Genomic DNA, 21,762 nt, shown 5'->3' on the forward strand with positions numbered 1-21,762 from the left:
ATCCGTTCCGCCGCGAGCCGTCCGGAGATGAGCACCGGCGGGATGCCGACGCCCGGTGTCGTGCCGCACCCGGCCAGCACCACGTTGCCCGCCGCGCGCACCAGGTTGGCGGGGCGGAACGGGCCCGTCTGGGTGAAGGTGTGCGCCAGCGAGAACGGCGTCCCGGCCGTGAGCCCGCGCGCAGCCCAGTCCGCCGGGGTGAGCGTTTCGTCGACGGTGAACTCGTCGCCGAACCCGGTCAGCCCCCGCGCTTCGAGCGTGCGAAGCAGCTCTTCGCGGTACGGCCCGCGGACGCGCGCCCAGTCGATCGGCCCGCGGCGCAGGTTCGGCGCCGGCGCGAGCACGGAGACGATCTCGCCGCCGTTGCCGGCCAGCCCCGGGTCGGTCGCCGTCGGCCGCGTGACCAGCAGTGACGGGTCGCTCATCAGCCGTCCTTCGCGGATGATCTCGGCGAACGTCCGCTCCCAGGCGGCGCCGAAGTAGATCGTGTGGTGCCCCAGGTCCCACGCCTTCGCCGTGCGTCCGTGCAGGACTACGGCCGACGGCGAGTAGCGCAGCGGCAGCGGCCGTGGCGGCCGCGCTCCGATGAGCCGGTAGGCCGTGCCCAGCTCGGTGGCGAGCACGACGGCGTCGCACGGGATCCGCTCACCCGAGCGCGTGCGGACCGCGCGCACCCGGGACGAGACGCGCTCGAGCCAGGCGGCTTCGGTACCGAACCGCACGTCCGCACCGGCCCGCACCGCCGCGCCGGTCAGCGCCCGGCCGATCTCGCCCATGCCTCCTTCGGGGTAGTACACCCCGCCGACGGTGTCCATGTACGAGATGACGCCGTACGCGCCGATCGCGCGGGCCGGGTCGAGGCCCGCGTACAGCGCCTGGAACGTGAACAACCGCCGGACGCGCTCGTCGCGCAGGTACCGCCCGACGCGCGGGCCGAGCCGGCCGAACCCGCCGAGCGTGGCGAGTTTCGCCAGCTCGGGGCGGGCGAGGTCGAGCGGCGAGTCGAAGTTCGTGGCGAGGAAGCGGTCCTTCTGGACGGTGTACAGCTCGGTCAGCCAGCGCCGCAGCGCCCGGTAGCCCGCCGCTTCGCGCGCCCCGGCGAACTCGCGGATCGCGGCTTCCATCGCGTCGCCGTCGGTGTGCAGGGAAAGGGCGCTGCCATCGGCGAACCGCGCCCGGTACGCCGGGTCCAGCCGGGTCAGGCGCAGGTTCTTGGACAGCGACTCGCCGACCGCGGCGAACGCCTCGTCCAGCAGCTCGGGCATGGTCAGCACGCTCGCGCCGGTGTCCACGGCGTTGCCGTCGAAGGTTTGCTGCCCGGTGCGCCCGCCCGGGGTGTCGGCCTGTTCCAGCAGCGTCACCCGGCGGCCCGCGCCGAGCAGGTGCAGGGCCGCCGACAGGCCGGCCAGCCCGGCCCCGATGACGACGACGTGGTCGGTGGACCCCTCCACGCGCCGCACGTCAGTACGTCCGCTGGGTGGCCTTGACGACCAGCCCGGTCAGCGCGGCGGGGGCCGGCTCGGCCAGGTGCGCGCGCTCGAGCGCGGCCATCGCGGCGGTGGTCAGCTCGTCGATCCGGCTTTCGACCGCGTCGACCGCGCCGACCTGCTGCAACGCCATCCGCACGGTCTCGACGCCCTCGTCCGACAGGTCGGCGTCGCCGATCGCGTCCGCGATGACGGTGGCGGCCGCTTCTTCGCCCTTCTCGGCGGCCAATTGGAGGCCGAGCGCGACGAGCAGGGTGCGCTTGCCCTCGCGCAGGTCGTCGCCGGCGGGCTTGCCGGTGACCGACGGGTCGCCGAACACGCCCAGCAGGTCGTCGCGCAGCTGGAAGGCGATGCCGACCTCGCCGCCGAACTCCAGGAGCGTCTCGATCAGCTCGGGGGAGGCCCCGCCGAGCGCCGCGCCCAGGTGCAGCGGCCGCTGCACGGTGTAGGCGGCCGTCTTGAGCTTGTCGATCTTCAGCGCGGCCTCGGGGGAGGCGTCGCCGGTGGCCTGCGTGCGGACGTCGAGGTACTGCCCGGCGAGCACCTCGGTGCGCATCGCGCGCCAGGCCGGGCGGGCCGCGGCGAGCGTCTCGGCGGGCAGCGGGGCGTCGGCGAACATGTCGTCGGCCCAGGCCAGCGCCAGGTCGCCGACCAGCACGGCGGTAGCGAGCCCGAACGTCGCGGGGGAGCCGAGCCAGCCGCGGTCGGCGTGCAGCTTCGCGCCCGCGATGTGCACGGTCGGGAACCCGCGGCGGGAGTCGGAGGAGTCGATCAGGTCGTCGTGGATCAGCGCGCACGCCTGGATCAGCTCCAGGCTGGACACCGCCTGCAGCACCCCCTCGGCGTCCGGCCCGGCCGGGTCGCCGCCCGCGCCGCGCCAGCCCCACCACGCGAACGTGGGCCGCAAACGTTTGCCGCCCGTCAGCACGAACCCGCTGAGCGCCTCGATCCCGGCGGCCACGGTCGGCTCGGTCCCGATGATCCGCTCGCCCGCCCGGCCGAGGAACCCGGCCAGCGCGCGCTCGACGTGGGCGGGCAGATCGGCGTCGGAAACGGGCGCGTTCATGCCCTCATCCTCGCCGAACCCGGCCGCGCCCGGGCCTCCGGGGCACCCGGATGTGGTGAATCAGACTCTTCCGCCGGGCGCCCAGAACGGCCCGGTGAGCCCGGCTTCGGCGAAGTAGGCGATCGCGTCGGCGGGCTCGCGCCGCCGGTAGCCGCGCTCCAGCTGGCCCGCGTACCAGCCGCGGGCCAGGCGCCAGAGCGTCACCAGGTCCATGACGTACCCCTTGGCCGCACCGCTCGCGGCGAGCCACGCGTCCACACAGGACTCGCAGCAGAACAGCCGCTGGTGGCCGCAGGTGTGCAGCACGTCGTCCCACATCCGCGCGGCGGGCACGAGGAAGTGCGCCACCTGGGCGCCCTCCGGCGGCTCGGCGCGGTTCACGACCAGCGCGTGCGGCTGCCCGCAGCCGGGGCAGCGGGTCGCGACCAGCACCTCCGGTTCGGCGGCGACCAGGTGCGGGATGGCGAACGAGTCCCAGGCGCAGCCGCCCCACCAGAGCGTGCGCGAACCCATCACGGAGAAGCCGAGCGACCGCGCGGCGAACGGGTGGGCCAGCACGACGTGCTCCCACTCGTCGAGCACCAGGTGGTGGGCGGCGGCGAGGCGGTGCAGCGCCTGCTTGGCCACGGCGAGCGACCCGCCCGCGGCGTCGGCCAGCTCCGGCGCGCTCGGCGCGCGGCCCCGGTCGGCGAAGGCGTGGTAGACGGCCAGGCGCACGTCCTCGTCCCAGCTCGTGTCGTCGTCCCGCACCGGAGCAGTCTAGGCCTCGAACGTGACTCGATTGTCAGTCTCGCGACGCGGACGGGGGCTCCCGCATGCCGGGCACGGCCCCTTAACATTCGGGTATGACGTCGGTGATCGAGCGGTTGCGGGGAGACGGGCCGAAGTTCTCCATCGAGTTCTTCCCACCCCGGGACCCGGCGGACGAGGCCGTCCTGTGGAAGGCGATCCGGGAGCTCGAGCCGTACGACCCGGCCTACATGTCGATCACCTACGGCGCCGGCGGCTCCAGCCGCGACGGCACGATCCGCAGCATCGCCCGCGTCGCCACCGAGACCACGCTGGTGCCGATGGCGCACCTGACCGCCGTCAACCACTCCGTCGCCGAGCTGCGCAACGTCATCGGCTGGTACGCCTCGGTCGGCGTCCGCAACGTCCTCGCGCTGCGCGGCGACCCGCCGGGTGACGTCTACGGCGACTGGATCCCGCACCCCGAGGGCCTGAACTACGCCGAGGAGCTGGTCCAGCTCGTGCGCGAGCTGGGGGACTTCTGCGTCGGCGTCTCGGCGTCCACCTACGGCCACCCCCGCTCGCCCGACCTCGAATCGGACACGAAGTACCTGGTCCGCAAGCTGCGGGCGGGCGCGGACTTCGCGATCGCGCAGCTGTTCCACGACGCCGAGGACTTCCTGCGCCTGCGCGACCGCGTCGCGGCGACCGGCTGCGACGTCCCGGTGCTGCCCGGCGTGATGCCGCTGACGACGCTGCGGACCCTGCAGACGACCATCAAGCTGTCCGGCGCGCCGGCCCCGGCGAAGCTGCTCGACCGGCTCGAACCCCTCGCCGACGACCCCAAGGCGTTCCGCGCCGCGGGCATCGACGTGATCACCGAGCTGTGCGAGAAGCTGATCGCCGAGGGCGTGCCGAACCTGCACTTCTACACGTTCAACCGGTCGAAGGCGACCCGCGAGGTGATCGCGCGCCTCGGCTTGGTGCCGGCCCGCACTTAAGTCCGTACCACCGCCCCCGGTGGACCGGTAGCGTGCCGGACATGGCTTCCTCTTCCGATGGCGTGCACGGGTTCTGTGACCGCTACGTCGACGACTTCGCGGCCGCCGACCCCGTCGCCGCGACCTCCTTCGGCATCACCGGCCACGACCACCGGCTGACCGACTACTCACCCGCCGGGTTCGACGAGCGCGCCGGGATCGCCGCGCGGGCGCTGACCGCGGTGACCGCGGCCGAGCCCGCCGACGCGGGCGAGCGGTCCGCGAAGGCCGTGTTCACCGAGCGGATCGGGCTCGAACTGGAGATCCACGAAGCCGGCCTGGACGTCGCGCAGCTCAACGTGATCGCCAGCCCGGTGCAGGAACTGCGGATGGCCTTCGACCTGATGCCGGTCGACACCGAAGCCGACTGGTCGGCCATCGCGACCCGGATCGGCCAGGTGCCGAAGGCACTGGCCGGGATCCGCACGGGCCTGCTGGCCGGGGCCGACGCGGGCCACGTCGCGGCGCTGCGCCAGGTCGCGAAGGTCGCGGAGCAGTGCGAGACGTGGGCCGGGCTCAAGGAGGAGAAGGGTTTCTTCAGCGAGCTCGTCGGCGGCGCGGAGAAGCAGGGCGACGCGCTCAAGACCGACCTTTCGCGCGGCGCGCGGGCCGCCGAAGAGGCGTTCGCGGAGTTCGCCGGGTTCCTCCGCGCCGAGCTGGCGCCGAAGGCCCCGGTCAAGGACGCTGTCGGCGAGGACGTCTACCGCCTGTGGTCGCGGTACTTCGTCGGCGCGGCGCTCGACCTGCGCGAGGCCTACGAGTGGGGCTGGGCGGAGTTCGCCCGCATCGAGGCCGAGATGCGCGCGGTCGCGAACCGCGTCAAGGCCGGCGCGACCCCCGCGGAGGCCGCGGCCCAGCTCGACGCCGACCCGCGCTACCGCGTCCGGGGCCGCGCGGAGTTCGAGGCCTGGATGCAGAAGCTGTCCGACGACGCGCTGAAGTCGTTGCGCGGCAAGCACTTCGACATCTCGGACCGGGTGATGGGCCTGGAGTGCCTGATCGCCCCGCCGGGCGGCGGCGTCGGCGCGTACTACACCGGGCCGAGCGAGGACTTCGCCCGGCCGGGCCGCATGTGGTGGTCGCTGCCGCCGGGCCGCGACGAGTTCGTCACCTGGCGCGAAACGAGCACGGTCTACCACGAGGGCGCGCCGGGCCACCACCTCCAGATCGCGACGGCGGTCGACCAGTCGGAGGCGCTGAACAAGTACCAGCGGATGATGGCGTTCACGTCCGGGCACGCGGAGGGCTGGGCCCTGTATTCCGAGCGCCTGATGCAGGACCTGGGCTACCTGTCCGACGACGGCGACCTGCTGGGCATGCTGTCCGAGCAGCTCTTCCGCGCCGCGCGGGTGATCATCGACCTGGGCATGCACCTGGAGCTGACGATTCCGGCGGGCACGGGCTTCCACGAGGGCTCGACGTGGACGCCGGACCTGGGCCTGGAGTTCATGCTGACCCGCACGATCACCGACCCGGCGCACCTGCGCGACGAGATCGACCGCTACCTGGGCTGGCCGGGCCAGGCCCCGGCGTACAAGATCGGCGAGCGCCTCTGGCTGGCCGCCCGCGATGACGCCCGTGCGCGCGCGGGTGCGTCGTTCAACATCAAGCGCTTCCACACCCAGGCCCTCAACATGGGCGGCATGGGCCTGGACACGCTCCGGGACCAGCTGGCCCAGCTGGACTGACGGCTCGTCGCGCCCTCGCCGTCCGGCGGCTGGGGCGCGACGGCGTCAGGGCTCCCCGGAAGGCGGTTCTTCGCGTCTCGGGTCCGAGCGCTCCGTGGCGAGCAGCGCGAGCAGTGCCGTCAGCTGCGCCGGGGTGAACCTGCCCCGAGCGGACTTCTGGATCTGCTTCACCACCCGCCGGCGGCTGAGCTCGCGGATCACCGCGGGATCCAGGGCCTGCCGCACGACGCGAAAGACCAGCACGCCGACGAACAGCAGTACTGCGTGACCGATCGCGCCCGACTCGAACGCGGCGACGATGATTTTGGTGAAGTCCATGACGGCTCCCTGCCGAATAGGCGGGGAGCCGGCTGCCGAACTAGCGCACAACTCCGCCGCGGATGACCCATGAGCTGGACATCCGCGGCGCGCTGGGGCCTCGGGGCGCACGACCGGCACATCGAGGACGTGACTTGACCTCACCTGGTGGGTGAAGATCTCGCGAACGGCGCCTGATCCGGTCCAGGCCGGCACGCGACGCCTGTGCCGCGCCGGACCGCCACGACAGGACGAGCAGACGGTGGAGCAGCAGGATCCAAGGCAGTATCAGGTGCATCGGAGTCACGCACTGCACAGTGCTGTCGGCGTTCCGATGAGTCCGGTCGAAAATTTCGCCGGCCCAGTCGTCCAGGTCCGCGGCGATTTCCAGGGCCGGAACATCCATCAGAGCCGCTACGTGCGGCGCTGCGAAACCGGCGGGGTCCGTCTTCCAGCTCTCGAAGTTCAGGCGCGAATCGAGTCGATCGGGTGAATCCAGGCAGCTCGCCGTTGCGGTGAGCTCGGCGCAAGCCGGGCAGCCACAGGGATTCGGGGCGTCGCTCTCGGTCCCGTCCGGTCCGCTTGCCGTGAGCCGCGGGGCGAGGGTGGGCGTCCGGTGAAGGAATTCCTGCAGTATTTGCCAGAAGTATTCGGTTTTCCCGGTGCCGGTCTGGAGCGTGATGAACTGTTTCGGGTACGGAAGTACCGTCGAAGGAACGCGGTGCTCTCCGAAAGGACTCGTGCGACTCCGGCGCGGTTTCGCGTCACGCGTCACCATCAATTCGTACCGAAGTGCTGCCGCCTCTACAACGGACCGAAGTCCGAGGAGGTCGACACCGGCCGCTGCCATGACGACATCCTACTGCCTGCGTGGTCCGTGGGCCCGGCCAGAAAACCGGTCGCGCCCGCCAAGCGGTCGCCACTAGTTTCGAGCCGTGCATCGGATTCTGTTCGTCACCCCGCCGCCCCGCGGCTGAGCGGGGTGGTCTTCGCCGCGTGACCCGCGGCTTCTTCGTGGTGCTCTGAAGCAGATCGCCTCGCGTCGTCGATTCCGATTCCTTCGACGCAGGAGCGTTTTCCGATGTCCCTCGCCCTACCCGTGCGCGCCCGTTCGTCGGCCGCGCTCGTCCTCGCCGGTGTCCTGTGGGGCACCGGCGGCCTGGCCGGCTCACTGCTCGGCGAACTCGCCGGCCTCCACCCGCTCGCCGTCGCCGCCTGGCGGCTGCTCGTCGGCGGCGCCGTCGCGTGCCTGTTCGTCAAAGTCCGCCCACGTGGCCGCGCGGCGGCGAAGCGGCTGCTCGCCGTCGGCGGCCTGTTCGCGCTGTTCCAGGCGAGCTACTTCGCCGCCGTCGCGCTCAGCTCGGTGAGCGTCGCGACCATGACCACGATCGGCGCGGCGCCCGTCGTGGTCACCCTGGCCAAGTGGCGGCGTCCCGGCCGCTGGACGCTGGTCTCCCTGGCCGGCACCCTCGCCGGCCTGGTGCTGCTCCGCTGGTCGCCGGACACCACGGCGTCCCTCGGCGGGCTCGCGTTCGCGCTGCTCGCCGCGGCCGGTTTCGCGACGCTCACCCTGCTCACCGCGAAGCCGGTCGAGGGCCTCGACCCGCTGTCGACGACGGCGTTCGGCTGCCTGCTCGGCGGCCTGCTGCTGACGCCGGTGGCGAGCTGGTCCGGCATGGCACTGCCGTTGCACCTGGACGTCCTCGCGGTCGCGCTGTACCTCGGCGTGGTGCCGACCGCGCTCGCGTACGCCGCGTACCTGCGCGGCCTGGCGGACGCGCACCCGGTGCTCGGCGCGCTGTCGGCGGTGCTCGAACCGCTGACGGCGGCGGTGCTGTCGGCGGTGCTGTTCGGGGAACGGCTCGCCGTCACGGCGTGGTGCGGCGCGGCCGTGCTGGTCGCGGCGCTGGCCGTCGGCTACTGGCGGCCCGAACCGAGGTGAGGCCCGGCGCTGCCCCTCAGCGAGGCTCGAGGGGCTCGAGGGGTAGCGCCCGCCCCAGGATCGCGAACGGCCGCGGGTCGCCGGCGAAGTGGTAGTCGCGCAGGACGTCGACGAAGCCGGTGCGGCGGTAGAGCTTCCACGCCCGGCTCGTGCCCTCCGGCGTCGACAGCAGCACGTTCGCGCTCGGCACGCTGTCGAGCAGGCCGCGCAGCAGGTCCTCGCCGATCTGGTGGCCCTGGTTCTCCGGCCGGACGTGGATCTCGGTCAGCTCGAAGTAGTCCAGCAGCCAGCGGTCGGCCTCGGCGGGCCCGGACCGGCGGCTCAGGCCGTGGCGCACCTGCTCGTGCCACCACTGCCCCGGCCGGCCGCGGTAGCCGTAGGCCAGGCCGAGCAGGACGTCTTCGGCGTCGAACGCGGCCATGCAGCGCCAGCCCTCACGCAGCGCGTGGGTGAGCCACATCGGCGCCCGCTGCTCGGCGGTGCCGGCCGGGTACCGCATCGCGCGGACGTAGATGTCCAGCGCCTCGGGCAGGCGCGCGCGGAACTCGTCCGCGGAGAGCTGGACGTAACGGGAGCGCATCGCGGTCACGGCTGGCCATTCTCCTCCGCGCCGGCGAGCGCGCCCGGAGTACCCCCGGTCAACGCCACCAGCCCGGCGAAGGTCGTCGGGAAGACGGTCTTCGGGTGCCCCGCGGCGGCCCAGACGACGTCGTGGGCGGCCAGCGCGGTGTCGACGAGCGTGGTCAGCGGCGCCGGGTGCCCGACCGGGGCGACGCCGCCGATCGGCTGCCCGGTGTGCGCCCGCACGAAGTCGGCGTCGGCCTTGCCCACGGCCTCGACGCCGGCCAGCCCGGCGAGCGTTTCCGGGTCCGCGCGGTGGGCGCCGGAGGTCAGCGCGAGCAGCGCGTGCGCGTTTTTGTCGTACCCCACGCGGAAGATGAGGCTGTTGGCGATGGCCCCCACCGGCACGCCGAGCGCTTCGGCCGCCTGGGCGGCGGTCCGGACCTCGGCGGGCAGGACGCGGATGCCCTCGGCGGCGGCGTGCTGCCCGGCTTCGGACAGCGCGGCCGCCACCTTGGCGACGGCGGGGTGGTCCAGCGAACTCATGAACCTATGAGATCACGCCGGCGACGGGGTGTCCCGCACCACGTCCGGGGATTCCACCCTCGGGGTTGAGCGGACGCCACGTCCGGGGTTACTCTGGAAATTGTTCGAACAGACGTTCGACATCTGGTGAGCGCGCACCGGTCAGTGGCCGGCGCGGGGCGGGGGAAGCGCCCGGCGCCGGTCACCGGCCGGGCTCACGAAGCGCAGGAGGAGGGTCGTCATGTCCGTCTCGGTCGTGTCCCCCGCGGATCCCGGGCAGCCCCAGCTGCCCCTGTCGCTGCGCCCGCCCGCCTCGCCGGCGGCGGCCGGCCTGCTCGCCCAGGCGCGGCGCGGGCTCGCCGAAGCCGAGCGGGAAACCGATCCCGCGGAGCGGTTCATCGGCGCCTACCTCGCCGCGCTGCGCGGCGCCGCCGCGGTGCTCGCCGCCCACGGCCGCCCGCACCGGGGCCGGTCGCGCCCGGCCAGCACGTGGGTCCTGCTCGACGCCGACGCCCCCGAGCTGCGGGAGTGGTCCGCCTTCTTCGCGAGCAACTCGGCCATGCGCGCCGACGCGCAGGCCGGCATCACCGGCAAGGTCACCGCGGAGTCGGCCGCGGAGCTGGTGCGCGCCGCCCAGCCGTTCCTGGAACTGGTCCGCCGCCTGGTGCACGGCCTGCCGATCGCCGAGGACGCCCATGTCGCGTGAGCACGGCCTGGTCGACCAAGGGCGGCTGCTCACGGCGTTGGGGATCGAAGGCGAAGTACTGGTCGACGCGGTGCGCGCGGCACCGCTCGAGGCGCCCGTGCCGGCCTGCCCGGGCTGGTCGCTCGCCGAGGTGGCCCGCCACGTCGGCAGCCGCTACCGGATGGTCCGGCGGCGGCTGGTCGAAGGCCGCAACCCGGACGAGTGGCAGCGTGATCCCGAACCCGGCCAGAGCCTGACGCGGTACCTGGAGACCGGGCTGGCCGAGCTGCTCGACGAGCTGGCGGCGCACGACCCGGGCGAGCCCGCCGACACGTGGTGGCCCGCCGACCCGACGTACGGCTTCTGGCGGCGGCGGATGGTGCACGAGACGGTGGTGCACCGCGTCGACGTCGAACAGGCGGCGGGCGTGGAGGAGCGTGAGGTGCCCGAGGACCTCGCGCTCGACGGCATCGACGAGGCGCTGACCCTCTGGTTCGGGCAGAAGCTGCCGCTGCTCGGGCTCACCGGCACGAAGGCGGGCTCGGTCGGTGTGAAGGCCGGCGGGCACAGCTGGATCGCGCGGGCGGGCCCGGAGACGACCGAGGCCTGGCACTGCTCGGCGGAGGAGGCGGAGCAGGCGGACGACGTCGTCACGGCCGAACCCTGGCGGATCTACCTGTGGCTCTGGGGCCGGGCGTCCCTGACCTCGGTGACCGTGCGGGGCGTGCACGACCAGGCGGCCCAGCTGTGGGCGCTGCTGCGGCTCGCGACCCGATGACCGGCCGGTGGGGAAGCCGAACCGGAACTGTCGGGGGCAGGCGCTAACGTGCGGCGCATGAACACTCGCCTGGTCAACCTGGTGATCGACGCGGCGCGGCCGAGGGTCCTGGCGGACTTCTGGGCCGCGCTGCTCGGCTGGCGCGTCGCGATCGAGGAGCCGGACGAGGTCGACGTACGGGCCCCGGAGACCGACGGCTGGGACCTCGACCTGGTGTTCGTCCCCGTTCCGGAGGCGAAGGTGGTCAAGAACCGCGTCCACCTGGATCTGGCGAGCACGACGCCCGAGCACCAGGAGGAGCTGGTCGCCCGCGCCCTGAACCTGGGCGGCCGGCGCGTCGACATCGGCCAGGGCGCGGTGCCGTGGGTGGTGCTGGCGGACCCGGAGGGCAACGAGTTCTGCGTCCTGGAACCGCGCGAGCAGTACGCGGACACGGGCGCGGTGGCCTCGATCCTGGTCGACTCCCGGTCTCCGGCCCAGCTCGCGGACTTCTGGTCCGGGATCACGGGCTGGCCGGTCCGGTCCCGCCAGGGCGAGGTCATCGTGGGCCTGCGCGCGCCGTCGGCCCGCGGCCCGTGGCTGGAGTTCCTTCGCAACGACGACGTGAAGCAGGTGAAGAACCGCGTGCACCTGGACGTGGCGCCCCCGATGGGCGCCGACCACGCGGCTGCGGTGTCGGAGGTCCTGGCGGCCGGGGCGCTCGCGGCCGACGTGGGCGCACCCAGCCTGCCGTGGCGCGTGCTGACCGATCCGGAGGGCAACGAGTTCTGCGTGCTGACCCCGCGCTGACCTGGCTTGGGATCATGGAGACCTTCGACTGGCGGGGGCGGCGCATCGCCTGGGAAGCCGCGGGTTCCGGGCCCGCGGTGGTGTTCTGCCACGGAACGCCGTGGTCGTCGTGGCTGTGGCGCCAGTTCGCCGAGGCGCTGACCGGCGACTTCACCGTGTACCTCTGGGACATGCCGGGGTACGGCCGGTCCTCGAAGGATCCCGCGCACGCCGTCGACTTCGGCGTCCAGGCGGAGGCGTTCCAGGCGCTGCTCGCGCACTGGGAGCTCGACCGTCCGCACGTCGTCGCCCACGACTACGGCGGAGCGGTGTCACTGCGCACCACCCTGGTCCACGGAGTGCCGTACGCCTCGCTCCTGTTGGCCGACGTGGTGGCCATCCCGCCGGCGGGCTCGCCGTTCTTCCGGCTGGTCAAGCAACACCCGGACGTGCTCGCCCAGGTGCCGCCGTACATCCACGAAGCGCTGGTCAGGGCCTACATCGGCAACGCGAGTTTTCGCCAGTTGCGAGAGGCGGACCTGGCCTCCCTGACGGCGCCGTGGCTGGGCGAGGAGGGACAGCCGGCGTTCTACCGGCAGATCGCCGCGTACGACGAGAGCTACCTGGCCACGAACGAGGACCGGCTGGGCCGGCTGGACCTCCCGGTACGAGTGCTGTGGGGCGCCGAGGACACCTGGATCCCGACCACCACAGGCGAGCGACTGGCGGCAGCCATCCCCGGCGCAACGTTCGCCCAGGTGGAGAAGGCGGGCCACCTCATCCAGCTGGACGCCCCGGTGAGGCTGGCGACAGAGCTGCGCTCCTGGCTGACCCACGTGGCCGGTTAGCGGGTGTTCCGAGCCGCGGTCCAGCTGACTCGCGTCAGTTAGCGGGCATTTACGAGGCGCGGTCTGGCCGAGCCGCATCGCCAGTTGGCGGGCAGCCCGAGCCGCGGTCCGGGTGACCCGCGTCGCCGGTGGTGGGAATTCCAAGCGTGGTCCGGCCGAGTCTTGGCCCGGCTGCGCGGTGGTCCGGCCGACCTGTGTGGCCGGTTGGCGGCATCCGAGCTGTGGTTTGGTCGATTTGTGTGGTTGTTCGGTGGGCATCTTGAGCCGCGGGCTGGTCGAGCCGCGGCCCCGGCGACCCGTGTTGCCGGTTTGTGGGGGTCCTGGTTCGTGGTCCGGTCGACCTGTGTGGTCGGTTGGCGGCATCCGAGCTGTCGTCTGGTCGATTTGGGTGGTCGTTCGGTGGGCATCTCGAGCCTCGGGCTGGTCGAGCCGCGGCCTCGGCGACCCGCGGTGCCGCTTATGGGGTCCCGATTCGCGGTCCGGCCGACCTGCGTGGCCGGTTGGCGGCATCCGAGGCGTGGTCTGGTCGACTTGTGTGGTCGTTCGGCGGGCATCTCGAGCCGCTGCCCAGGTGACCTGCGTTGGCGGCTTGTGGGGTCCCGGTTCGCGGTTGGGCCGTACTGCGTGGCTGGTTAGCGCACCCGAGCGCCGCTTCGGCCGACTTGCGTGGTCAGTTGTCGGGCATCCCGAGTCACGCTTCCGCCGACCTGCCTGGTCGGTGGGCGGACGTCTCGAGCGGCGGTCTGATCGAGCCGCGGTCCGGGCGACCCGCGTCGCCGGTTGGTGGGTATTCCAAGCGTGGTCCGGCCGAGTCTTGGCCCGGCTGCGTGGTGGTCCGGCCGGGGTGCGTGTTTCGCCCGAGTTGCCTCGTCGCGGCGAACGCTGACCTGCGCGAAACACTCGCGTCCCGGTGAGGCAACAACCGCGGAGGACCGTGGTGGTCATGGAGACCTCTCGAGCGTTGCCCCAGCACGGTCAGCCGGCCGCCGTCGAGGAGCCGGCCACGCCGTCCGCGTGGCGGGTGCGGGTCCGGATGCACGACCACCCGGGCACCCTGGCCCGCATCGCCATCCGGCTCGCCGACCTCGAGTGCAACATCCTCGGCCTGACCGTGCTGCCGGTCCCGGGCGGCGTGCTCGACGAGATCGTGCTGCGCCCCGCGACCGGCCTGCCCCGGCGGCTCCTGGTCGACGCCATCCGCGAGGAGGGCTGCGAATGCACCGCGATCATCGACGCCGACGTCCACGAGCTGGTCGACTCGGCGTCCTCGACGCTGGCCGCGGCCCGCCGCGCGGTCGACGATCCCGCTCGCCTGGCCGAGGTGCTGAAGGAGGTCCTGGCGGCCGACGTGGTCACCCTCGTCCCCGTCACGGAAGCCAACCCGGCCCGCACCGAGAGCGGGCACCGCGCGGTGTTCGAGCTGGGGGCCGACACCGCGCTGGTGGCGCGCCGGCAGTGGGCGCCGTTCGTGCAGCTGGAGCTGACCCGCGCCGAGTCGCTCGTCATGCTGCTCACCGCGGCGGCCCGGAACGTCGCGGGCCCGGTGGTCCTCGACCGCCCGGACGGCGCGGCGATCGTCCTGCGCAAGGGCGTCCCCGGCGACGCCGACGCGGTGTCCGAACTCCACCGCCGCTGCTCGATGGCGACGCTGTTCCGCCGCTACCACACCGGGGTGCGGACGGTGCCGCGCCGCTGGCTGCACCGACTGCTGATGCCACCGCGCGGCACGAGCGTGCTGGCCGTCTTCGGCCGGGAGGTGATCGGCCTGGCCCAGCTCATCCCGACCGCGGCGGGCGGCGCGGAGATCTCCCTGCTGGTCGAGGACGACTGGCAGCGCCAGGGCATCGGCACGGCCCTGCTGGCCCGGCTCGCGGTCCTCGCCGAAGCCCAGGGCATCACGGAGCTGACCGCGGACTGCCTCGCGGGCGACGACGTCATGCCCCGCACGGCCGCCCGGGCGGGCCTGCGCACCGAGCGCGGCTCGGAGGACGGGGCCAAGCTCAGGCTGTTCCTGCCTGCTTGAGCGGGTTCAGCGCTTCCAGAACCAGTCCTTGTCCCGCGCCTCGCGCAGAGCGGTCTTCTTGCGCTCGGGGGTGAGCCGGTCGAGGTAGAGAACGCCGTCAAGGTGGTCGGTTTCGTGCTGCAGGCACTGCGCCAGCACGTCTTCGCCTTCGACCTCGATCGGTTCGTTGTGCACGTCGACGCCGCGGACCTTGGCGTGCATCGCCCGCTTGGTGGGGAACCACAGTTCCGGCACGGACAGGCAGCCCTCGTTGATCTCGTGCGTCTCTTCGGACAGCTCGACGATCTCGGGGTTGACGACGTACCCGGTCAGCCCGGCGACGTCGTAGCTGAAGATCCGCAGCCCGACGCCGATCTGCGGCGCGGCCAGCCCGGCCCGCCCGTTCGGTTTCACGGAGTCGACCAGGTCCCGCACGAGCGCCTCGAGCTTCGCGTCGAAAACCGTGACCGGATCGCAGACGGTCTTGAGGATCGGGTCCCCGAAATAGCGCAGTTCGCGCATGGCCATGAGCAGAACATCCTTCGTGCGGTGTCGGACTGGCAGCTTAGGCCAGCGGGGAATCACCCCGCCGGGGAATCACCCCGAACCCCGCACCCGCGAGAGTTTCGGTCGTGGTCGCTTGGTCAGGCGCGGAGGCGAAGGCCTGATGGGGTCGCGCGGAAACCCGCCTCCGTCAGTACTTGCGCGAGTTCGGAGGTCAGGGCCTGCTCGCCGTCCGCGCGCTGGACCGACAGCTGGCCCAGCCAGCCTTCCCGGACCGCCGCCGACAACGCCTGGGCCGCGTCCGACAGCGGTTTCCGTTCTTCCGTGAAGCTCAGCAGCGAACGGCCGCCTCGCTCGACGTACAGGGCCGGGACCCCGTCCACCAGTACCGCCAGCGCACCCGCTTTGCGCGCCGGGCGGTGCTTCGTGTCGCCGGTCGCCGCCGGCCAGGGGAGGGCGGCGCCGTAGGGCTGGGCCGGGTCCGCCGCCGCCAGGACCACCGCGCGGCCGGGGGCGGGACGGCCCGGGCCCGACAACGCACGCAGCTGGTCCACCGCGCCCTTCGCGGCGAACTGGGCCGCGCCGAGACCCTCCACGACGTACCCGCGGATCACCTGGCCGGTGTCCTCCATGCCGCGCAGCACCTTGTAGATCCCGGAAAAGCCGCCCGTGACGCGTTCGGTGTCGAGCGCACCGCGGGTCAGGACGCCGTGGCGCTCCAGGAACGCTTCGGTACGCGCGTGGGCGCGCCGGGTGGCGTCGGTTTCCCGGGTGGGGGTCAGCGCCCACCGGCCCGCGACCGTCGGCGGGCCGGAGCGTGACGGCATCTGCGGCCGCCCCGCCCGCAGCCGCGCGTACCGGCCGCGCGGGGCCTGGCGGCGGGGTTTGTGCGCGCCGTGCCCGGCTACCTGGGCCCGCAGGGGCCCCAGCGTGTCGCCCGTGACCAGCCCGGCCCAGACCAGATCCCACAGCGCGGCCACGACTTCGGCGTCGGCGGGCGCCTTCTCCACCAGCACGGTCGCCCGGTCGACCAGCTGCCGGAAGAACAGCGCGCCACCCTCCAAAGTGGACACTATGGCGTCGTGCAGCGGCCCGGTCGGGATGTCCTCGACCACCTCCGGCAGCAGCAGATCGGCGACGTCCGTCGGCGCGAGGGCGATCCAGCCGTCGCCGCCCGACAGCGCGCCGCAGCCCGCCCAGGTGACTTCGCCCGCGGTCGTCAGCTCGTCCAGCAGCGCGGGGGAGTAGCCCGGCAGCCGCCCGGGCAGGATCAGCGACTCCACGGCGCTCGCCGGCAACGGCGCCCCGGCGAGCTGCTCGACCACCGACAGCACGTCGTCCGCCGTCGGCGCCGCCCGGACGCGGCCGCCGAACCCGTGCCACGAGGGCAGGAACCGGCCCAGCGCCGCCGGTTCGACCGGCTCCACCTCGGCGCGCAGCTTCGCCAGCGACGCCCGCCGCAGCCGTCGCAGCACCGCCGAGTCGCAGTATTCGATGCCGACACCGTGGGTGTCGGGATGCCCGACGGGGCTCAGCTCACCCCGGACCAGACGGCCCTCCCCGGTCATCCGGTCGAGGACGCCGGTGACGACGGCCGTGCCGAGCCCGAACCGCGTGGCCGCGTTCGCCGCGGCGAACGGGCCCCGGCTCCGGGAATAGCGGGCCAGCAGGTCGCCGAGCGGGTCCGCGACCGGTTCGGTGAACGCCTCGGGCACCCCGACCGGCAGTGCGGTGCCCAGTGCGTCCCGCACGCGGCCGGCGTCCTCGATGGCCAGGAACCGTTCCTCACCGCCGATCCGCACCCGGATCGCGCGCCGCGCCGCCTCCAGCTCGGTGAGCCACTCCGGCTGGATGCCCCGGGTCCCGGCTTCCTCGACCGTCATGTCGCCGAGGAACCGCAGCAGGTCCGCGGCGTCTTCGGCCGAACGCGCGTGCCGGTCGGGTTCGAGACGCTGCAACGAGCGTTCGACCTCGGCCACGGCTTCGGGGTCCAGCAGCTCCCGGATCGCCTCGGTGCCCAGGAGCTCGGCCAGCAGCCCCGAATCCAGCGACAACGCCGCCGCGCGCCGCTCGGCCAGCGGGGCGTCGGTTTCGTAGAGGAACATGCCGATGTAGCCGAAGAGCAGGCTGCGCGCGAACGGCGACGCGGCCGGCGTCTCGACCTCCACCAGCCGGACCTTCCGGCCCCGGACGTCGGCCATCAGCTCGCGCAGCCCGCCCACGTCGTAGACGTCCTGCAGCACCTCGCGCATCGCTTCGAGCACGACCGGGAAACGCTCGTACTTCGCCGCGACCGACAGCAGCTGCGACGCGCGCTGCCGCTGCTGCCACAACGGTGTCCGGCGCCGCGGGTCCCGGCGCGGCAGCAGCAGCGACCGCGCCGCACACTCCCGGAACCGCGCCGCGAACACCGCCGAGCCGCCGACCTCGGCGACGATGAGCTGCTCGACCTCTTCGGGGTCCAGCAGGATGTCGTCGGCGCCGATGGTCACGTCGGCGCCCTCGGCGTCCAGCGCGTCCGGGAGGCGCAGCACGATGCCGTCGTCGGAGTGGGCCACCTGCGCGTCGACCCCGCGGTTTTCCCGCAGCCGGGCGGCGATCGCCAGTGCCCACGGCGCGTTCACCTGGGCGCCGAACGGCGAGTGGACGACGATCCGCCAGTCGCCCAGTTCGTCGCGGTAGCGCTCCAGCAGGATCGTCCGGTCGTTCGGGACGTGCCGGGTCGCGGCCTTCTGCTCGGCCAGGTAGGCGAGCAGGTTGTCGCACGCCCGCTCGTCGAGCCCCGCCGCGACGGCCCGCTCCCGCGCCTTCGCATCGTCTGATGTGGACAGTTCGCGAACGAACTTCCCGAGCGCCCGGCCGAGTTCCAGCGGACGGCCCGGCGCGTCACCCTTCCAGAACGGCATCCGCGCCGGCTCACCCGGCGCGGGCACCACGATGACCCGGTCGTGCGTGATGTCGGTGATCCGCCACGACGACGTGCCCAGCAGGATGGTGTCACCGACGCGCGACTCGTACACCATCTCCTCGTCGAACTCGCCGACGCGCGAGCCGGGCTTGTCGTCCCCGCCCGGGGTCATCACGGTGAACAGGCCGCGGTCGGGGATGGTGCCGCCCGACGTGACGGCCAGCCGCTGCGAGCCCGGCCGCCCGCGCAGCTCGCCGCTGACGCGGTCCCAGGTGATCCGCGCCCGCAGCTCGCCGAACTCCTCACTCGGATAACGGCCGGCCAGCATGTCGAGCACCGCGTGCAAGGCGTCGTCCGGCAGCGCGGCGAACGGCGCCGCGCGCCGCACCAGCGACGCCAGGTCCGTGACGGTCCACGGCTCGAGCGCGACCATGGCCACGACGTGCTGCGCCAGGACGTCCAGCGGGTTGCGCGGGTAGCGGACCGCCTCGATCGCCCCGGTCGCCATCCGTTCCGCGACGACGGCGCAGGAAACGAGGTCGCCGCGGAACTTCGGGAACATCACCCCGGAGGACACCGCGCCGACCTGGTGCCCGGCGCGGCCGACGCGCTGCAACCCGGACGCCACCGTCGGCGGCGCCTCGATCTGCACCACCAGGTCGACCGCGCCCATGTCGATGCCCAGCTCCAGCGACGACGTCGCCACCACGCACGGCAGCCGCCCGGACTTGAGCTCTTCTTCGACGTGCGTGCGCTGCTCCCGCGACATCGATCCGTGGTGCGCCCGCGCGATCACCGGCGGCGCACCGGTGCTCACGCCCGACTGCCCGACCGCCTCGGCGGGGAACGTGTCACCCGGCGCCAGCTCGGTCTGCTCGGCGGCCAGCTCGTTGAGCCGGGCGGTGAGCCGCTCGGTGAGCCGGCGCGAGTTGCCGAAGACGATCGTCGAGCGGTGCGACTGGATCAGGCTCAGCACCCGCTCCTCGACCGCGGGCCAGATCGACGGCCGCTGCACCGGGTTGCCGGCCATCTCCTCCAGCGTGCCCAGCCCGCCCGGCGCGATGTCGCCCGGCGGGAACGCGGTGGTCATCGACTCCAGGGCGTCGAGCGGGCTCGGCGCCGGGCCGCGGGGCGCGTCGAGGTTGCCCATGTCCTCCACCGGGACCTCGACCCGTACCTCGATGGTCTTCGCCAGCTTCGGCTGCACGACCCGCACCGGACGGCCGCCGGCCAGGAACGCGCCCACCTCGTCGATCGGGCGGACCGTCGCCGACAGGCCGATCCGCTGGGCCGGCTTCGGCAGCAGCGCGTCCAGCCGTTCCAGCGACAACGCGAGGTGTGCGCCGCGCTTGCCGCCGGCGACCGCGTGCACCTCGTCGACGATCACCGTCTCGACGCCCTTCAGCGATTCCCGCGCCGAGGAAGTGAGGATCAGGAACAGCGACTCGGGCGTGGTCACCAGCACGTCCGGCGGGGTCTTGCCGAACGAGCGGCGCTCGGCCGCGGTCGTGTCGCCGGTGCGCATGCCGACCGTGATCTCCGGTACCGGCAGCCCGAGCCGCCGGGTCGCCTGCGAGATCCCGGCCAGCGGGGCCCGCAGGTTCCGCTGGACGTCGACCGCCAGGGCCTTCAGCGGCGAGACGTAGAGGATCCGGCAGCGTTTCGTGGCCTCGGCGGGCGGCGGCTCCACCGAGAGCCGGTCCAGCGCCCAGAGGAACGCGGACAGGGTCTTGCCGGAGCCGGTCGGCGCGACGACGAGGGCGTGCTCACCCGCGTGCGCGGCCCGCCAGGCCCCTTCCTGTGCCGCGGTGGGCGCGGCGAAGGCCCCGGCGAACCAGGCCCGGGTCGCGGGGGAGAAGAGGTCGAGCACGTCAGCTGCCACGTCACCCATGATGCGCGGCACCTCTGACAGTTTCCGGCGATCCCGCCAGGATCACGCTCTGGGCGAACTGCGGGTACGTGACGTCGACCACCGGTTCGTCGGTGACCAGGCGGAACTCCCGGTCCAGCGGCGCCCAGTAGGGGAAGGGCGCCTGGCCCAGCTTGGAACGGTCGGCCAGCACGTACGCCTCCGCGCCCGCGTGCAGCATCGCGTGCTTGACCACCGACTGCTCGAGTGACGGGCAGCACAGGCCCCGCCCGGACACCAGGCCGTCCGCACCGAGGAACACCCGGTCGGGTGAGACGTGCCGCAGCTGCGCGAGGACGCTCTCGCCGAGGATCGCCTCGCCGGTGTGCCACAGCCGCCCGCCGAGCACGATCAGGTCGATCCCGGGGAAGCCGGCCAGCTCGCGGATCGCGGTGACGCCGTTGGTGACCACGGTCAGGCCCTCGCGGTGGGCGAGGTGGCGGGCCAGCCGCCCGGCGGTCGTCCCGGCGTCGAGCAGCACGACCTCGCCGTCTTGCACCAAGGCGGCGGCTTCGCGGGCGATGGCGTCCTTCGCCGCCGCGTGCTCCTGGTCCTGTTCCCGGGGACCGCGTTCGGGACCGGTGTCGAGCGCGCCGCCGTAGGTGCGCACCACGTGCCCGGCCCCGGCGAGCGAGGCGAGGTCACGGCGGATGGTCGACTCGGAGACGCCGAACTCCTCGGCCAGCTGCGTGATGCCTCCCGAGCCGTCACGGACGGCCTCCAGCAGCATCGCGCGCCGGTCACGGGTCCCCGGCCGGGGCTGGGACGTCATCGGCCCGGCGGGTAGATCGAAGGCAGCTTCCGCGCGTACGGCGCGAGGGTCGCCGCGGCCTTGAACGCCGCGACCATCGCGGAGTGCGACGCCCGGCCGGTGCCCGCGATGTCGAACTCCGTGCCGTGGTCGACCGACGTGCGCAGGATCGGCAGCCCGACGGTGACCGACACCGTGCCCTCCAAGTCGTAGGTCTTCGACGCGATGTGCCCCTGGTCGTGGTACAGCGCGAGCACACCGTCGAACTGGCCCTGGATCCCTTGGTGGAACACGGAATCCGCGGGGAGCGGGCCGACCACGTCGAGGCCCGCGGCCCGCGCCGCGGCCACCGCGGGCGCGATCACGACGACCTCCTCGTCGCCGAACCTGCCGCCCTCGCCGCCGTGCGGGTTCAGCGCCGCCACGGCGAGTCTCGGTTTCTCGGTGCCGAACACCTCCAGCGCGGTGTACGCCTCGCGGATCGCGTACTCGATGTTCTCCCGGGTGATCCGGTCGATCGCCTCGCGCAGCGAAAGGTGCCGGGTGGCGAAGAAGATCTTCAGCCCGGACACCCAGAACATCGTGTTGTACCGGGTCGAGCCGGTCAGCTCGCCGAACATCTCGGTCTGCCCGAGGTGCTGTGAGCCCGCCGCCCGGATCGCCTCCTTGCTGATCGGCGCGGTCACGACCGCGTCGACCTCGCCGGCCAGCGCGAGCCGGGTGGCCACCTCGATCGCCCCGAGCGCCGCGGCGCCCACGGTCGCGTTCACCTCGCCCCACTGCAGGTCCTCGCGGACCACGCCGAGGTTGAGGACGTCGATCACGCCGGTGGTGAAGCGCGCGTCGGCGACCGTGGCGATCGGGTTGACCTCCAGGTGCAGGCCGAGGTGTCGGACCAGGCGTTCCAGCACGATCGCGTCACCGACCGCGACCCCGCGCGCCATCTGCAGGGACTCGGGTTCGGCGAGGGTCTTCAGGGTGATCTCCGGGCCGACGCCCACGGGGTCGCCGAGGGTGACGGCGATGATCGGGAGTTCGCTCACGGGGATTCCTTCTGGTCGGCACTGCGATACGGGTCGTCCGTCGAACGGGTGCGACTCGCGCCGCGTGTCATGAGAAGAGGCTACGTCAAGCTGCGCGGATCGCGCAACTCAGCTGATCGAATCGCGCAACTACAACAGCGTGCGACGACTTTCCCGGGTCCGCACGCACGGTGACCGCGCACGTGGCAGCATCACGGCGAACGCCGCCAAGGCGTGTTTCGCGCGAAAGGC

At 73.0% G+C, this 21,762-nt stretch carries 19 protein-coding genes; 9 read left to right on the plus strand and 10 right to left on the minus strand.

Going from position 1 to position 21,762, the window contains the following annotated elements; translation table 11 throughout:
- From crtI to merB, 3 genes are all read right to left on the minus strand, one after another.
- The coding region (gene crtI, locus ACGFMK_RS39875) for a phytoene desaturase family protein (RefSeq protein WP_392774500.1) at positions 1-1,460 on the minus strand (1,460 nt) is incomplete at its 3' end.
- Between the two features lies 1 nt (position 1,461).
- Positions 1,462-2,553 (minus strand): polyprenyl synthetase family protein, encoded by a 1,092-nt coding sequence (locus tag ACGFMK_RS39880; protein ID WP_392774502.1) that lies wholly within the window; start codon positions 2,551-2,553, stop codon positions 1,462-1,464.
- A 60-nt stretch (positions 2,554-2,613) separates the two neighbouring features.
- Positions 2,614-3,303 (minus strand): organomercurial lyase, encoded by a 690-nt coding sequence (merB, locus tag ACGFMK_RS39885; RefSeq protein WP_392774504.1) that lies wholly within the window; start codon positions 3,301-3,303, stop codon positions 2,614-2,616.
- 95 nt (positions 3,304-3,398) lie between these two features.
- On the opposite strand from merB, the gene ACGFMK_RS39890 reads away from it, so the two are divergent.
- Positions 3,399-4,283 (plus strand): methylenetetrahydrofolate reductase, encoded by an 885-nt coding sequence (locus ACGFMK_RS39890; protein WP_392774506.1) that lies wholly within the window; start codon positions 3,399-3,401, stop codon positions 4,281-4,283.
- A 41-nt stretch (positions 4,284-4,324) separates the two neighbouring features.
- On the plus strand, positions 4,325-6,010 hold the full coding sequence (locus ACGFMK_RS39895) for a DUF885 domain-containing protein (protein ID WP_392774508.1): 1,686 nt from the start codon (positions 4,325-4,327) through the stop codon (positions 6,008-6,010).
- A 45-nt stretch (positions 6,011-6,055) separates the two neighbouring features.
- Here the strand turns inward: ACGFMK_RS39895 and ACGFMK_RS39900 are convergent, their stop codons facing one another.
- Complete coding sequence (locus tag ACGFMK_RS39900; protein WP_392774509.1) at positions 6,056-6,328, minus strand: hypothetical protein; 273 nt, start codon at positions 6,326-6,328, stop codon at positions 6,056-6,058.
- Positions 6,329-6,923: 595 nt separating this feature from the next.
- On the opposite strand from ACGFMK_RS39900, the gene ACGFMK_RS39905 reads away from it, so the two are divergent.
- A complete protein-coding gene (locus ACGFMK_RS39905; protein WP_392774511.1) occupies positions 6,924-7,307 on the plus strand; it encodes a hypothetical protein in 384 nt (127 codons plus the stop codon).
- 81 nt (positions 7,308-7,388) lie between these two features.
- Complete coding sequence (locus ACGFMK_RS39910) at positions 7,389-8,249, plus strand: DMT family transporter (RefSeq protein ID WP_392774513.1); 861 nt, start codon at positions 7,389-7,391, stop codon at positions 8,247-8,249.
- 16 nt (positions 8,250-8,265) lie between these two features.
- On the opposite strand, the gene ACGFMK_RS39915 is transcribed toward ACGFMK_RS39910, so the two are convergent.
- Together ACGFMK_RS39915 and ACGFMK_RS39920 are read right to left on the minus strand one after the other, a co-directional pair.
- Positions 8,266-8,829: a GNAT family N-acetyltransferase gene (locus ACGFMK_RS39915; RefSeq protein ID WP_392774553.1), complete on the minus strand. Its 564-nt coding sequence runs from the start codon at positions 8,827-8,829 to the stop codon at positions 8,266-8,268.
- Positions 8,830-8,834: 5 nt separating this feature from the next.
- A complete protein-coding gene (locus tag ACGFMK_RS39920) occupies positions 8,835-9,356 on the minus strand; it encodes a YbaK/EbsC family protein (protein WP_392774515.1) in 522 nt (173 codons plus the stop codon).
- Positions 9,357-9,576: 220 nt separating this feature from the next.
- Between ACGFMK_RS39920 and ACGFMK_RS39925 the strand changes: the two genes are divergently transcribed.
- From ACGFMK_RS39925 to ACGFMK_RS39945, 5 genes are all read left to right on the plus strand, one after another.
- A complete protein-coding gene (locus ACGFMK_RS39925) occupies positions 9,577-10,041 on the plus strand; it encodes an SAV_6107 family HEPN domain-containing protein (protein ID WP_323332785.1) in 465 nt (154 codons plus the stop codon).
- Positions 10,031-10,798: a maleylpyruvate isomerase family mycothiol-dependent enzyme gene (locus ACGFMK_RS39930; RefSeq protein WP_392774517.1), complete on the plus strand. Its 768-nt coding sequence runs from the start codon at positions 10,031-10,033 to the stop codon at positions 10,796-10,798. Before ACGFMK_RS39925 ends, ACGFMK_RS39930 begins: the two co-directional genes overlap by 11 nt.
- A 57-nt stretch (positions 10,799-10,855) precedes the next feature.
- Positions 10,856-11,587 carry a VOC family protein gene (locus tag ACGFMK_RS39935; RefSeq protein ID WP_392774519.1) on the plus strand — a complete coding sequence of 244 codons (732 nt, stop codon included), beginning with the start codon at positions 10,856-10,858 and terminating at the stop codon, positions 11,585-11,587.
- Positions 11,588-11,601: 14 nt separating this feature from the next.
- Positions 11,602-12,414 (plus strand): alpha/beta fold hydrolase, encoded by an 813-nt coding sequence (locus ACGFMK_RS39940; RefSeq protein WP_392774521.1) that lies wholly within the window; start codon positions 11,602-11,604, stop codon positions 12,412-12,414.
- A 961-nt stretch (positions 12,415-13,375) separates the two neighbouring features.
- Positions 13,376-14,437 (plus strand): GNAT family N-acetyltransferase, encoded by a 1,062-nt coding sequence (locus ACGFMK_RS39945; RefSeq protein ID WP_323333085.1) that lies wholly within the window; start codon positions 13,376-13,378, stop codon positions 14,435-14,437.
- Positions 14,438-14,443: 6 nt separating this feature from the next.
- On the opposite strand, the gene def is transcribed toward ACGFMK_RS39945, so the two are convergent.
- From def to pdxA, 4 genes are all read right to left on the minus strand, one after another.
- Positions 14,444-14,944: a peptide deformylase gene (def, locus tag ACGFMK_RS39950; RefSeq protein ID WP_392774523.1), complete on the minus strand. Its 501-nt coding sequence runs from the start codon at positions 14,942-14,944 to the stop codon at positions 14,444-14,446.
- A 116-nt stretch (positions 14,945-15,060) separates the two neighbouring features.
- Positions 15,061-19,719, minus strand: coding sequence for a DEAD/DEAH box helicase (locus tag ACGFMK_RS39955; RefSeq protein ID WP_392774525.1), 4,659 nt, complete (start codon positions 19,717-19,719; stop codon positions 15,061-15,063).
- Complete coding sequence (locus tag ACGFMK_RS39960) at positions 19,712-20,509, minus strand: DeoR/GlpR family DNA-binding transcription regulator (RefSeq protein WP_392774527.1); 798 nt, start codon at positions 20,507-20,509, stop codon at positions 19,712-19,714. The genes ACGFMK_RS39955 and ACGFMK_RS39960 overlap by 8 nt, the downstream gene beginning before the upstream one ends.
- On the minus strand, positions 20,506-21,531 hold the full coding sequence (pdxA, locus tag ACGFMK_RS39965) for a 4-hydroxythreonine-4-phosphate dehydrogenase PdxA (protein WP_392774528.1): 1,026 nt from the start codon (positions 21,529-21,531) through the stop codon (positions 20,506-20,508). The genes ACGFMK_RS39960 and pdxA overlap by 4 nt, the downstream gene beginning before the upstream one ends.
- Between the last annotated feature and the right edge of the window lie 231 nt (positions 21,532-21,762).

The organism is Amycolatopsis sp. NPDC049252, assembly GCF_043197175.1.
Lineage (GTDB): Bacteria > Actinomycetota > Actinomycetes > Mycobacteriales > Pseudonocardiaceae > Amycolatopsis.